This is a genomic window from Mycobacterium stomatepiae, assembly GCF_010731715.1.
GTDB classification, from domain to species: Bacteria; Actinomycetota; Actinomycetes; order Mycobacteriales; family Mycobacteriaceae; genus Mycobacterium; species Mycobacterium stomatepiae.
On record NZ_AP022587.1, the window covers coordinates 3257294 to 3270797 of the forward strand.

General features: G+C 67.5%; 13 protein-coding genes and 1 pseudogene. 9 read left to right on the forward strand and 5 right to left on the reverse strand.

The window, feature by feature from the left end; all coding sequences use genetic code 11:
* Positions 1-15 precede the first annotated feature (15 nt).
* Positions 16-627, reverse strand: coding sequence for a TetR/AcrR family transcriptional regulator (locus G6N54_RS15325; protein WP_232073787.1), 612 nt, complete (start codon positions 625-627; stop codon positions 16-18).
* An 82-nt stretch (positions 628-709) separates the two neighbouring features.
* Here G6N54_RS15325 and G6N54_RS15330 point away from each other — a divergent pair, with 82 nt between their 5' ends.
* A complete protein-coding gene (locus tag G6N54_RS15330; RefSeq protein ID WP_163790869.1) occupies positions 710-2464 on the forward strand; it encodes a CocE/NonD family hydrolase in 1755 nt (584 codons plus the stop codon).
* A 1-nt stretch (position 2465) separates the two neighbouring features.
* Here the strand turns inward: G6N54_RS15330 and G6N54_RS15335 are convergent, their stop codons facing one another.
* Both G6N54_RS15335 and G6N54_RS15340 read right to left on the reverse strand, forming a co-directional pair.
* On the reverse strand, positions 2466-3908 hold the full coding sequence (locus tag G6N54_RS15335; protein ID WP_163790870.1) for a flavin-containing monooxygenase: 1443 nt from the start codon (positions 3906-3908) through the stop codon (positions 2466-2468).
* Positions 3899-4378 (reverse strand): VOC family protein, encoded by a 480-nt coding sequence (locus G6N54_RS15340; RefSeq protein ID WP_163790871.1) that lies wholly within the window; start codon positions 4376-4378, stop codon positions 3899-3901. The genes G6N54_RS15335 and G6N54_RS15340 overlap by 10 nt, the downstream gene beginning before the upstream one ends.
* 71 nt (positions 4379-4449) lie before the next feature.
* On the opposite strand from G6N54_RS15340, the gene moeA reads away from it, so the two are divergent.
* From moeA to G6N54_RS15360, 4 genes are all read left to right on the forward strand, one after another.
* On the forward strand, positions 4450-5664 hold the full coding sequence (gene moeA / locus G6N54_RS15345; protein ID WP_163790872.1) for a molybdopterin molybdotransferase MoeA: 1215 nt from the start codon (positions 4450-4452) through the stop codon (positions 5662-5664).
* 69 nt (positions 5665-5733) lie between these two features.
* On the forward strand, positions 5734-6465 hold the full coding sequence (locus G6N54_RS15350) for a phosphatidylserine decarboxylase (protein ID WP_372513205.1): 732 nt from the start codon (positions 5734-5736) through the stop codon (positions 6463-6465).
* A complete protein-coding gene (pssA, locus tag G6N54_RS15355; RefSeq protein ID WP_163790874.1) occupies positions 6462-7355 on the forward strand; it encodes a CDP-diacylglycerol--serine O-phosphatidyltransferase in 894 nt (297 codons plus the stop codon). Before G6N54_RS15350 ends, pssA begins: the two co-directional genes overlap by 4 nt.
* Entirely contained in the window at positions 7352-9448 is a 2097-nt protein-coding gene (locus G6N54_RS15360; protein ID WP_163790875.1) for an AAA family ATPase, read from the forward strand. The genes pssA and G6N54_RS15360 overlap by 4 nt, the downstream gene beginning before the upstream one ends.
* Here the strand turns inward: G6N54_RS15360 and G6N54_RS15365 are convergent.
* Positions 9422-10018 carry a TetR/AcrR family transcriptional regulator gene (locus G6N54_RS15365; protein ID WP_163790876.1) on the reverse strand — a complete coding sequence of 199 codons (597 nt, stop codon included), beginning with the start codon at positions 10016-10018 and terminating at the stop codon, positions 9422-9424. The two genes, G6N54_RS15360 and G6N54_RS15365, sit on opposite strands and share 27 nt — an antisense overlap.
* Positions 10019-10039: 21 nt before the next feature.
* Here G6N54_RS15365 and G6N54_RS31380 point away from each other — a divergent pair.
* The 4 genes and pseudogenes from G6N54_RS31380 to G6N54_RS15385 all read left to right on the forward strand — a co-directional run.
* Positions 10040-10420: pseudogene (locus G6N54_RS31380) on the forward strand (hypothetical protein); the annotation flags it as partial.
* 212 nt (positions 10421-10632) lie between these two features.
* Positions 10633-11175, forward strand: a complete 543-nt coding sequence (locus tag G6N54_RS15375) for an acyl-CoA reductase (protein ID WP_232072844.1) — start codon at positions 10633-10635, stop codon at positions 11173-11175.
* On the forward strand, positions 11172-12104 hold the full coding sequence (locus G6N54_RS15380; protein ID WP_163790877.1) for an SDR family NAD(P)-dependent oxidoreductase: 933 nt from the start codon (positions 11172-11174) through the stop codon (positions 12102-12104). The genes G6N54_RS15375 and G6N54_RS15380 overlap by 4 nt, the downstream gene beginning before the upstream one ends.
* The gene (locus tag G6N54_RS15385) at positions 12101-12610 is read left to right on the forward strand and encodes a TetR/AcrR family transcriptional regulator (RefSeq protein WP_163790878.1); all 510 of its coding nucleotides are present in this window, start codon (positions 12101-12103) and stop codon (positions 12608-12610) included. Before G6N54_RS15380 ends, G6N54_RS15385 begins: the two co-directional genes overlap by 4 nt.
* 138 nt (positions 12611-12748) lie before the next feature.
* Here the strand turns inward: G6N54_RS15385 and G6N54_RS15390 are convergent, their stop codons facing one another.
* Entirely contained in the window at positions 12749-13399 is a 651-nt protein-coding gene (locus G6N54_RS15390; RefSeq protein ID WP_163790879.1) for an HD domain-containing protein, read from the reverse strand.
* Between the last annotated feature and the right edge of the window lie 105 nt (positions 13400-13504).

Here is a 13504-nt window from a genome sequence, read left to right on the forward strand (position 1 = left end):
GCGTCTGCTCGCCGTTCAAGCGGTGAGGTCGCCGTCGACGTATCGCTGCAAGTTGGGCGCGAGCGCCGCGATCGCCTCGTCGTCCGTCATCGATGCGAGGGGCTCGATCTTCCACACGTAGCGCATCAGCGCGAAGCCCATCATCTGTGACGAGATCAGCCCGCTGCGAACGAGGCGGTCGCGTTCATCGCCGCCAAGCTCCGCGACGCCCATCAGGCTGCCCTCCACGACGCGGCGCAGCTTCTCGCGAGTGGCCGGTTCGTGCGCGGCGGCCTGCAGGATCGCACGCAGCGTCGGGCCGACCTCGTCGTCCGCCCAGCTGGCCAGCAGCAGCGTGACCAGCGCGGCGCCGAGCTGATCGATCGGCGTGGTCCACGCCTTGGCGACGTTTTCCAGCCACTTCTGCGGCGGGTTCGTCGCGGCATCCAGCAGGCCTTCCTTCGAGCCGAAGTAGTGGTAGACCAGCGCGGGGTCGACATCGGCCGCCCGCGCCACCGCCCGGATGGTGGTGCCGGCCCAGCCGTGGTCGGCGAACTCGTCCCGGGCAGCGGCCACGATCCGCGCGGCCAGCACCCCGCGTTCATCACGCGGGCCCGGAGTTACCGACTTCTTCGGCACGAATTTCATCATAGCGGGAATTTCCTCTTGCGTTGAAACTTATCTCAACGTAGCGTGAATTTCAACAGCCCGTGAAAGTCAGGAGCAGGTCATGAGCACCATTTCGAAACGCGTCGCCGGAATCGAACCCGGGCAGCGTCGGCTGAACGGACCGCAGACATCGGGCCGCGAGTACCGCAACCTAAGCGAACCGCAGTACCGCACGCGTCGGCACCTCAACGTCAAAATTCCGATGCGTGACGGAACCGAGTTGATGGCCGACATCTATCGTCCGGACGCCGACGGACCGTTTCCGGCACTGGTGGCCGCATCGCCCTATGCCCGGCAGATACAAGACCTCGGCGCGCCGGCCGGCTTCATCGAGGCGGGTGCAACCGACTTCTGGGTGCCCCGGGGCTATGTCCACGTCATCGTGAACCTGCGTGGAACCGGCGGATCCGGTGGGACTTTCGCTTTCTTCGACGCTCAAGAGCGCCGGGATATGCACGATCTGATCGAGTGGGCCGCCGCTCAACCATGGTGTGACGGCAATGTCGGTATGCTGGGCATCAGCTACTTCGCGATGACCCAACTCGAGGCCGCCGTCGAGCGACCTCCACACCTCAGGGCCATCTTTCCGTTCGCCGTCACCAGCGATCTCTACGATGCCGCGACGCACCATGGCCTGCCCAGTACGAAATTCGTCAGTTCGTTTCTGTCGATGCTCGGGCTGACCGCAACGAAGGGCGACCGCTTCTACCGCAGCACGCCTTTTGCCGTTGCCCGCCGGCTGCTGAACCTGTCCCCAATACACAAGAAGTTCGCCACGATGAACGGTGAATCGGCCAACGGCATGCTCAACCTGATGATGAGACTGCCCCACCCTCCGCGACCGTGGGACGAGCTCTGGCAGAACGCCGTTGTCAAACACCCGATACGCGACGAATGGTGGGATAAACGCGACTTGACCACGCTACTCGAAAACATCGATATACCAGTCTATTTGGGCTGCGATTGGGAGAACGTGCCGCTTCACCTGCCGTCAACCTTTTCCACGCTGCGCAACCTGACCAGGAGTCCCTGCGTCCGGGTCGCGATGCTCGGCAAATACGGCCTGACCTGGCCATGGGAGAGCATGCACATCGAAGCCCTTGCGTGGTACGACCATTGGCTCAAAGGACACGACACCGGGATCCTCGAGGCTCCCGCGTTCCGCTATTTCCTGCCCGAAGCCGACGAATGGAAGGCGGAGGATTCGTGGCCTCCGCTCGACAGCTCACATGTGGAGTTCGCCCTGCGCGCCGACGCAACCCTCGCCAGCGACGAGGGCGAACCCGGCAGCCGTGAATACTGGTCCCTGGGAGCAGGACTCAACCGTGCCAGGGCCAGCGAGATCGATCCGCCGTCGGTGTTGACCTGGACCACCGCGCCGCTGGACGACGAGCTCGATGTGGCCGGGGACATCGAACTGCGATTGGTCGCGTCGGCGACCGCGTTGGACACCGGCTGGATCGTTCTCGTGTCCGAGATTGCCGAAGACGGCACGCTGGTCGAGCATCTCACCAGTGGTTGGCTTCGGGCCAGCCTGCGCGAGGTCGACGAAGACGCCAGCCGCCCCGGCGCCCCGGCGCTACCGTGCCGAACAGCGGTCGGCGTCCCGATCGGTGAAGACGTCGAGTACCGAATCCCCTTGCTGCCCAACGCCCGTCGGTTCCGCCGCGGGCACCGCATCCGGTTGACACTCACCAGCGACGACCAGAATCCGGACGTTCCGGCCATCATGGACTTCCGTCATGCGCCGGTCGGCACCAGCACGATCAACACCGTCCGATCGTCGTCGCGACTGTTGCTGCCGGTGCTTGGCTAGCTCACGGACGCAGCTCGTAGTCGTCGTCGACCAGCGTGCGGGTGCGCTCGAAGAATGTCCGCCCGCTGTAAGGCAATTGGGTGACGACCTTGCCGCTGGGATGGCGAAAGTAGTTGGTGCAGGCCAGCCACACCTTGCCTTCCATCGCGGTCTGGATCTCGTCGTTGTAGCGCCGCTGCGCGTCCCCGGTGACCTCGATCGTGCGGACCCCGCGAGTCCCCATCACGTCGAGCAGGTGGCGGACGAAGGTCGTCTGCGCCTCGTGGATATAGATGATCGAGTTGACGCCATTGGTGTTGGGACCGTAAAGCGTAAAGAAGTTCGGATACCCGGCGATCAGCGTGCCCAGATAGGCTTCGGCGCCGTCGGCCCAGTCGTCGCGCAGCTGCCGGCCGCCGCTTCCGTACACGTCGATGCTGGCCAGGTAGTCGGCGGCTTTGAAGCCGGTGCCGTAGATGATGGTGTCGACGCGATGTTCGACGCCGTCGGCGGTGCGCACGCCGCGCTCGATGATCTCGGTGATCGCGTTGGTTTCCAGGCTGACGTTCGGCAACCCGAACGTCGGGTACCACTCGCGCGACATCAGCGGCCGTTTGCAGCCGGCCGGGTAGTCCGGTGTCAGCTTGGCGCGCAGTGCGGGGTCGGCGATCTTGCGGTGCAGGTAGCTTCGGGCGAGCTCGGTCGCCTCGCGGATCTGGTCGGCGCCGACGTCGAAACTCGATGCCTCGTAGGCGTCGAAGGCCTCGTCGCGCAACTTTTGTGCGCCTGCCGGATCGCGTTCGAACTCGGCGTGCTGTTCCGGGGTGAACGGAAAATCGAATCGGGGCGCGATCCAGATCGGGGTGCGCTGAAACACGGTGAGATGGGCGGTTTTTGGGGCGATCGCCGGGACGTACTGGATCGCGCTGGCGCCGGTGCCGATCGACGCAACCCGCTCACCCGCCGTCGACTTGCCGTGGTCCCACCGCGCGGAATGGAATCGCCGCCCCCGAAACCGTCGCGCACCAGGGATATCCGGGGCGTGAGGCACATCGAGCATCCCGACGGCGCTGACCACGACGTCGAACTCGTGATCCTCGCCGTCGCCGGTGACCAGTGTCCATCGTCGCTCGCGATCAGACCAGCGCACCGTTGCGATGGACGTGTGGGGGCGCAGGTACGCGCCCAGCCCGTGCCCGGCCGCGACTCGTTCGAGGTAGGCCAGGATCTCGGGTTGGTTGGCGTAGGTCTTGCTCCATCGCGGGTTCAGCGCGAACGAATACGAGTACAAATGCGACGGCACATCGCAGGCCGCGCCGGGAAAAGTGTTGTGCCGCCAGGTGCCTCCGAATCCGTCGACGCGGTCGAAGATGGTGAAGTCGTAGCCACCCTCGGCGAGCTGGATTCCCATCGCGATGCCGCCGGCGCCGGCGCCGATGATCCCGACCCGCGGCTTCACTCCCATTGCGCGAAGTAGGGTCGCTCGGGCCGGCTCTTCTCGACCAGGATGAACACCACGCCCCACGGATCGACGAACCAGGTGGTGCGCACGCGCGCGACCTTGGCGATGCCGCTGACGAGGAAGCGGACGCCCTTGCTCTCGAGTTCGGCGCGGGTGGCGTCGAGGTCCTCGCAGACCAGCCCGACGTGGGAGAGCCCGTGATCGGTCAGGGCCGCGGCGGCTCGCTGCTCGCGGCCGTCGACGTTGAGGTACTCGATCACCTCCAGGACGCGATCGCTGCCGTCCCCGAAGCCGACGATGGCGGCTTTCATCGTCGGATCGACCACCAGCTCGCCCATGTCGTCGCGAATGGTGTTACCCGCCATCACATACGGCGGCGACAGCACACGCAGGCCCAACACGTCTCGGTAGAAGGCCACCGCGGCCTCACAATCCGGGACGCACACCCCTGTGTGGGCCAACCCGGTAATCACGTTCTCGACTGTACGTCGGGCACGGCAACACCGGCATCGGCTTCGGAATCTGGCAGGAAGATAATGGCCGGGTGCGGTCAGTCGAGGAACACCAGCGCGTCGTCGCTGCCATGATCAGCGCCCGCCCCGCCGCGGCGGCGCCACTGGACCAGTCGCAAGGCCTGGTCCTGGCCGAGGACGTGGTGGCCGAGCTGGCGCTGCCGGTCTTCGACAACTCCGCGATGGACGGCTACGCGGTGCGCGCCGAGGACACCGATGGCGCCACACCCGAACGGCCGGTGATCTTGCCGGTCGCCGAGGACATCCCCGCCGGGCGCACCGACCAGTTGACGCTGCAACCCGGAACCGCGCACCGCATCATGACCGGCGCGCCGATGCCGACGGGTGCGACGGGCGTTGTGCCGGTGGAGAACACCGACGGCGGCGTGGACAACGTCGCGATCTACGCACGCTCGGAGCCGGGCAAGCACATCCGCCGCGCCGGCGAAGACGTCGCGCCGGGCACCACCGTGCTGCGCAGGGGCCAGGTCGTCACGCCGGCGGTGCTGGGCCTGGCCGCGGCGCTGGGATTGCCAGGGCTGCCGGTGATTCCGCGGCAGCGGGTGCTGGTGATCTCGACCGGAACCGAGCTGGTGACGCCGGGCACCCCGCTGCAGCCCGGACAGATCTACGAGTCCAACTCGATCATGCTGGCCGGGGCCGTGCGGGAGGCGGGCGCGGACGTGATCGCCGTCGCGACGGCCGAAGACGATGTCGCGCAGTTCAGCTCGATCCTGGACAAGCACGCGACCCCCGAAAACGAGGTCGACCTGATCATCACCAGCGGCGGAGTCAGCGCGGGCGCCTACGAGGTCGTCAAGGACGCCTTTGGCCGCGACGGAGACCAGGGCGTCGAGTTCGTCAAGGTGGCCATGCAACCGGGGATGCCGCAGGGCATCGGCCGCGTCGCCGGCACGACGATCGTCACGCTGCCCGGCAACCCGGTCAGCGCGCTGGTGTCCTTCGAGGTGTTCATCCGTCCCGCGCTGCGCGCGGCGATGGGCCTGCCGGATCCGCACCGCCCGCACCGGCCCGCGGTGCTCGCCGAGGCACTGACCTCGCCGCGCGGCAAGCGCCAGTTCCGGCGCGCGATCCTCGACACAGACGCCGGCAGCGTGCTCAGCTACGGCCCGCCGGCCTCACACCACCTGCGGTGGCTGGCCTCCGCCAACGCACTGCTGGACATCCCCGAAGGCGTCGTGGAGGTGTCGGCTGGAACCGAACTGCAGGTCTGGGATCTGACCTAGGAGTACGACACTCCCAGTTGCTGGCCCGGACGAAGCAGCACGCCACCGAGGCTCCGTAAGATGACGCGGGTGGCACGACGCCCCCGCCATTCCGCTGACGAAGGCCTGACCTCTCAGGGCCCGACAGTCAGCCCACGGCACATGCTCGAGTTGGTGCGCGAGACCGTTCCGCCGGTGCATCCCGCGGGGCTACCGTTCATTTCCGCCGGCTTGGCCCTGGCCCTGGTCGGACGCAAGCACCGCTGGTCGCGCCGGACCGGACTGCTGGCCGCCGGCGCCTGCGCGGCGTTTTTCCGGCACCCGCCGCGGGTGCCGCCCACCCGCCCCGGCGTTGCCGTCGCCCCCGCCGACGGCGTGGTCTGTCTCGTCGACTCCGCGGCCCCACCAGCGGAACTGAGCATGGGTGACGCACCCCTGCCGCGGGTCAGCATCTTCCTGTCGATCCTGGACGCGCACGTGCAGCGCGCCCCGGTCGGTGGCGAGGTGATCGCCGTGCAGCATCGGCCCGGCCGCTTCGGGTCGGCCGACCTGCCCTCGGCGAGCGACGAGAACGAGCGCACCAGCGTCCGAATCCGGACCGAACTCGGCGCGGAGGTGGTCGCGGTGCAGATCGCCGGGCTGGTCGCGCGCCGCATCGTCTGCAACGCGCATGTCGGGGACAACCTGTCGATCGGTGACACCTACGGCCTGATCCGGTTCGGCTCCCGGCTGGACACCTACTTGCCGCCCGGCATCCAACCGATCGTGGCGGTCGGGCAGCGCGCGGTGGCAGGCGAGACGGTATTGGCCGAGTTGCGATGACCAACAGGATTCGGGGCCGGGCGGTCAATCTGCAGATCCTGCCCAGTGCGATGACGGTGCTGTCCATCTGTGCGGGACTGACCTCGATCAAGTTCGCCCTCGAGCACCAACCCAAGGCGGCGATGGCGCTGATCGCGGCGGCGGCGATTCTCGACGGGCTCGACGGCCGGGTGGCCCGCATCCTGGACGCGCAGTCGCGGATGGGTGAGGAGATCGACTCGCTGGCCGATGCGGTGAACTTCGGCGTGACCCCGGCCATCGTGCTCTACGTGACGCTGCTCTCGACGTCGCCGGCCGGCTGGATCGCGGTGCTGCTGTACGCGGTCTGCGTCGTGCTGCGGCTCGCGCGGTTCAACGCGCTGCAGGACGACGGATCCCGGCCCGCCTACGCGCACGAGTTCTTCGTCGGCATGCCCGCGCCGGCGGGCGCGATCTCGATGATCGGCCTGGTCGGGCTCAAGCTGCAGTTCGGGGACGGCTGGTGGTCGTCGACGGTGTTCCTGTGCCTCTGGATCGCCGGGACATCGATATTGATGATTAGCAAGATCCCGATGCGCAAGATGCACGCGGCGGCGGTGCCCCCGAACTGGGCGGCGCCGCTGCTTGCCATCCTCGCGATCTGCGCTGCGGCGGCGGTGTTGGCCCCCTACGTCTTAATCTGGGTCATCATCGTCGCTTACCTCTGCCACGTCCCCTTCGCGGTGCGGAACCAGCGCTGGCTGGCCGCACACCCTGAGGTGTGGGACGAAAATCGCGAGCAACGGCGCGCGGTGCGGCGTGCCAACCGTCGCGCCCAGCCCCACCGCCGGCCGATTGTCCGGCTGGGGCGCACCGGCGGACGCTCGGTGGCACGGCTGGGGCTGCGTAAGCCGGGTGGGCGATTGCCATGACGGATCCCGGCGCGGGGTCCGGACAGCTGACACTGACCGCCCGGCTGAATACCTCAGCCGTCGACTCGCGCCGCGGCGTCATCAGGATGCACCCCAATGCCGTTGCCGCCCTTGGCATCCGGGAGTGGGACGCCGTCTCGCTGACGGGATCGCGAACCACCGCGGCGGTGGCGGGACTCGCGGAGTCAACCATCCCGGTGACCACGGTGCTGCTCGACGACGTCACGCTGTCCAACGCCGGGCTGCGCGAGGGCACCGCGGTGATCGTCAGCGCGGTCACGGTGTACGGCGCACGGTCGGTGACACTGAACGGCTCTTCGCTGGCGATCCAATCGATTACCTCGGCCACCCTGCGTCAGGCCCTGCTCGGCAAGGTGATGACCGTGGGCGACGCGGTGTCGCTGCTGCCCCGCGACCTCGGTCCGGGCACCTCGACGTCGGCGGCCAGCCGGGCGTTGGCGTCGGCGGTCGGGATCAGCTGGACCTCGGAGCTGCTCACGGTCACGGGCGTGGATCCCGACGGACCGGTCAGCGTGCAGCCGAACTCGTTGGTCTCCTGGGGCGACGGGATTCCGATGAGCACGAGAGCGCCCCGCCCGGAGCCGGTCGCCGTCGCGGATCCCGCCATCGGAGTCGATGATCTCAAGGGTTCCCAGGTGCAGGCCGGCAAGCTCAGCGAATGGCTGAAGCTGGCCCTCGACGAACCGCACCTACTGAAAACCCTGGGTGCCACCACGAATTTGGGTGTGCTGGTCTCGGGTCCGGCCGGTGTCGGCAAGACGACGATGGTGCGCGCGGTGTGTGCGGGCCGCCGGCTGGTTCAACTCGACGGCCCCGAGGTCGGCGCTCTGGCGGCCGAAGACCGGCTCAAGACGGTGGCCGCCGCGGTCAGCGCAATCCGCGACGGCGGTGGCGTGCTGCTGATCACCGACGCCGACGCGCTGTTGCCGGCGACCGCGGAGCCGGTGGCCGCCCTGATCCTCGCCGAGCTGCGCACCGCGGTGGCCACCGACGGCGTGGCGCTGGTAGCCACGTCCGCGCTACCGGACCAGCTCGACCTGCGGCTGCGCTCCCCCGAACTCTGCGACCGCGAGCTCGGCGTGCCGCTGCCCGACGGCGCGACCCGCAAGGCGCTGCTGGAGACGCTATTGAAGTCCGTACCCGCCGGCGAGCTGAACCTCGATGAAATCGCCAGTCGTACACCGGGTTTCGTCGCCGCCGACCTGGCCGCACTGGTACGCGAGGCGGCACTGCGCGCGGCGTCGCGAGCCAGCACCGACGGCCAGCCACCGACGCTGAACCAGGACGATCTGGTCGGCGCCCTCTCCGTGATCCGGCCGCTGTCCCGCTCGGCCAGCGAGGAGCTGACGGTCGGCAACGTCACGCTCGACGACGTCGGCGACATGGTCGAAGCCAAGCAGGGGCTCACCGAAGCGGTGCTGTGGCCGCTGCAGCATCCCGACACCTTCGCGCGTCTCGGCGTCGATCCGCCGCGCGGCGTGCTGCTGTACGGGCCGCCCGGCTGCGGCAAGACCTTCGTGGTCCGGGCGCTGGCCAGCACCGGGCAGCTGAGTGTGCACGCGGTCAAGGGCTCTGAGCTGATGGACAAATGGGTGGGCGCGCTGGCGCCGCGGCGGGGCCAGAGCTTCGACTCGGGGGTGACCGATCGGGTGGTGGCGTCGTTGCTGACCGAGCTCGACGGCATCGACCCGCTGCGCGACGTCGTGGTGCTGGGCGCCACCAACCGGCCGGATCTCATCGACCCCGCGCTGCTGCGCCCGGGCCGGCTGGAACGGCTGGTGTTCGTCGAACCGCCGGATGCGGCCGCGCGCCGCGAAATCCTGCGGACCGCAGCGAAATCCATTCCGCTGAGCCCGGACCTCAATCTCGACGACATCGCCGCCGAACTCGACGGGTTCAGCGCCGCCGACTGCGTGGCCCTACTGCGCGAGGCCGCGCTCACCGCCATGCGGCGGTCGATCGACGCCGCCGACGTGACCGCCGCCGACCTCGAGGCGGCCCGCACAACCATACGACCCTCACTGGACCCCGTTCAGGTGGAGTCGCTACGCGCGTTCGCCAAAGCCGTCTAGCACCGCGCGCACCGACACCGCGACGTCGGCCTCCAGCCAGGACGGCATCGGCTCGTCACGGGCATGGCGCCGCACGACGGCGTAGGGCAGGTCGACGATCGCGCGAGCAACGGCATCGACGGACCGGGAATCCCTGCGGCCATACAGTTTTCGAGCCAACACGCCGACCCGCTCGGTCAGCGGCGCGTTCATCGCGACCACGGTCTCCTGAAATTTCGCGTCAGGCTCCTCGTCGAGCAGGTCTGTCGGCCGGATGGTCAACAGCAACCGGGCATCTTCGGGAAGTTCGCGCGCGAAGCTGATCGCGGCGACGGCCATCGCGACCGCGGTATCGGCAGGGGTATCCAAGTCGGCGGCCATCGCCCGGGACTGGAAGCGCTCCAGCGCGCGCAGCCAGGCGGCCGCCAAGATGCCGTCGCGGTTGCCGAAGCGGTGATAGAGCGTGCCGGCCGGCGCACCGCTGGATTTCGCGATCGCCGCGACACTGGCCGCGCGCGGCCCACCCTCGAGCACCAGCGCCCGGGCTGCGTCGAGGATCACATCGGTCTCATGCTTTCGCGGAGGTGCCATGATCTAGTACATTCCTTCTATATGGAACGATTGCCCTATATTGATGAGCATGCCATAACCATCGACGCGAATCGCGCAGAAACGTGGTCGGCGCTGCTGCGGGTGATGTGTCGCGACCCGCACGACCCGTCCACCGTGCCAATCGGTTTCGTGCTCGACGAAGCGCGAGAGCCCGAATGGTTCGCGCTGAAGGGCCGCCACCTGTTCGCGATCTACCGGTGGGTGTTCGCGCTCGACGCCGACACCGCTGGCCGCACCCGGGTACGCGCGACCACCTGGGCGGCCTTCCCGGGTGTGCACGGGACGATCTATCGCGCCCTGGTCGTCGGCAGCGGCGGACACCGGGTGGTCACCCGCGCGACGCTGAAACGCATCGCGGCCGCGGCACGGTCCGAGCAGACCGAGACCGGCCAGACCGCGTCCGACTACACCGACGTCTTCGAAGTCCCGCTCCCGCCCGGCGACGCCCGCACTGCCGAGCAGACGTTTCGCGACTCGCTCGGCGGTTACCGGGGCGGGGGCGCGGTCCTGTGGATCCACCGCCACATACTGAGATTTCACCTCGGGCCGCATTCCTCGCCCGATCACCTGATCGGTTGGAAGATCATGCATTCGTGCTCAGCGGAACCGACGCCGCGGGCCTGGCCGACGCGAACCGGCTCGGCGAGTTGATCTACCACGAACTCATCTCGTTGCCCGAGATCGTCAGCACCGCACCCCGCTATCCCAACCGCGAGCTACTCGACCATCTCGAGGCATCCCGCATGACCGACGACTTCTATCGCGTGATCGGCGGCGAGCGGCACGAGGGCGCGATCGTCGTCTCCCAGTTCGACGAGCCGGTCGACTATTCCCCGATGTTGTCGGGGCGCGTGGCCAACATCGTGCCGGTCGATAGCATCGACCGGGTGACCGCCGCAGTCAACGCCTACACTCAGACCATCGGCATCTATCCTGAGTCGCTCAAGCGGCAGCTGCGAAACACGCTGCCGCTGTTCGGCGCCCAGCGGCTGACCAGCCTTGGCTACGCGTGCAGTGTCGCGGTCGCGATGCCCCAGGATGCCATCGAGCCGATCCGGCGGATGTGCAAGTGGATCGTCGACGAAGAATGCGATCCCGCGACGGTCGTCCCGCTCTGGGAGCTGGCCCGCCCATGAGCGAACGTCGGACCGCGTTGGAGATCGTCGAGGGAATCGTCCTGTCCGGCAAGGTGTGTGTGATCACCGGCGCGTCGGCCGGTCTGGGCCGCGAGTCGGCGCGCGCACTGGCCGCCGCGGGCGCCCACGTGGTCCTGGCCGCCCGTAATCGGGAGGCGCTGGACGAGGCCGCACGGTGGGTGCGCGACGAGGTGCCGGGCGCTCAGACGTCGACGGTCGAACTCGACCTGACCGCGCTGTCCAGCGTTCGCGCGGCGGCGGCGACGATCCGCGAGATCACGCCCGCGGTACATGTGTTGATGAACAATGCCGGGGTGATGTTCACCCCGTTCGGCCGGACCCGGGATGGCTTCGAATTACAAATCGGGACAAATCATTTCGGGCGCTTCGAGCTGACCCGGCTACTGATCCCGCAGCTGGCCGCGGCCGGGGGCGCCCGGGTGGTGATCCTGTCCTCGGCGGGCCACGTGATGGGCGATGTGGACTTCGACGATCCGAACTGGGAGCGTCGCGACTACGACAAGTTCGCGGCATACGGCGCCGCCAAAACGGCGAACATCCTGCACGCGATAGAAGCCGATCGCCGGTTGCGCGAGTTGGGAATTCGCGCCTACGCCGTTCATCCCGGCACCGTTGCCACCTCACTGGCCCGGTACATGTCGCGCGAAGACTTCTCCGACCTTCGCAAACTCGTCGTGGACAACAGCACCCTGCGCGGCGAAACGACCAACGGCCGGCTCGACTTTTCCACTCCCGAACAAGGTGCGGCCACGCAAGTGTGGGCCGCGGTAAGCCCCGAGCTGGCCGACCGGGGCGCGCTCTACCTGGAAGACTGCGGGGTCAGTGAAACGGGCGCACCCTACGCGCGTGACGAGCATCGGGCCGCCGAGTGGTGGGCGCTGTCCGAAAAGCTCTGTGCCAGCGCATGAGCAGGCTGGAGCGTCGCAAACAGGAGATGCGGGAGAGGATCCTCGTCGCAGCGTTCGACCTGTTTCTGGCGCAGGGAGTCGCGGCCACCACGATCGAGGAGATCTGCGAACGCGCCGACGTGGCGAACCGGACGTTCTTCAACCACTTCCCCACCCGTCAGGACATGATCCGCGCGTTGGCGCAGCGACGGCTGGTCAACCTGCACGAAGTGGTCTTCGCGCGCGCCACCGAACCGATCCCCGCGCGGCTGATCGGCGAGATGCTTGCCACCTCCGGCTATGGCATTCAGCGCGGGTTCAACCTGCACGCCACGTTCGGCGAACTCATCAAGGAAGGCGTCTCCCGCGGCGAGGTCAGCACCCGTCACGACGCAGACACCTTGGCCGACATCATCGTTGGCGCACTCTCGGGTGGCATCGTCAACTGGACGCTCGATCGCACCTACTCGCTGGAAACCAACCTGCACAACCTCGGTGTCGCGCTGGCCGACCTGCTCAAAGCCTGATTATTTCGTCGAGCCTGTAAATCCGCAGACAAAGTGCGAGTGAGGGCCTGCAAATTTACAGGCTCGACGAAGCTGGCCGACCTGCTCAAGAAGTAGGGGCGTAGTCACGGCTCCGGCGGCGAGTTGACCGCGCGAAATCTACTCAGGCCAGCTGCAATTCAGGATGTTGTCGACGTAGTCGTCACACACGAACGACGGGTCGTAGTGCTTGAGCACGTCAGCATTGACGGTCCCGAAGGTCGTCGTCGGGCGGTGTTTGGTCCCCTCTGCGAAGGCGAGCAAGATGCGGCGTTTGTAGTCGGGCCGAGGGTGGGCCGCCGTCACCGCGGCCAGCGCGTCCGGGGAGAGTTTGTCGCGCCCGATGGCCAGATTGTCGGTCTCCACACCGGCGGTGATCAGCGCGACTTCCGGATCGAGGTATGCGGGAATCGCCGGAGTGGTGTGCAAAGCGACACCCAGCCAGACCTTGCGGGCATCGCTTTCACTCAATCCGTGCTGCCGCAAGAAATCGCTTGCGGCATTGGCGCTGTCGATCTCGAAACGAATCCTCGAGCTCCGGTACAGTTCGGTCAGGCCGAGGTCGTGGAACATCGCTCCGACGTAGAGTAACTCCAGATCGGGTGTCAGCCCGAGGCGACGGCCATGCAACGCACCAAAGAAAAACACCCGCCGGGAATGGTCGAATAGCAGATCGTTTTCGGTGTCGCGGATGTACTCAGTGGCATCGCTCACCAGCGCCGTGTCGGGGACGGTGACGCCCGCAATCGTGGTGTTGGACGGAATGGTCACGTGGTCGATCTCCTCGGTAATGATGCTGGGTGGATGCTCGGCTCGAGACGGGTGTCATCGCAACCGGCTGGTACCAGCCTGGATTACCGGCGGCTCTCCGCGAAT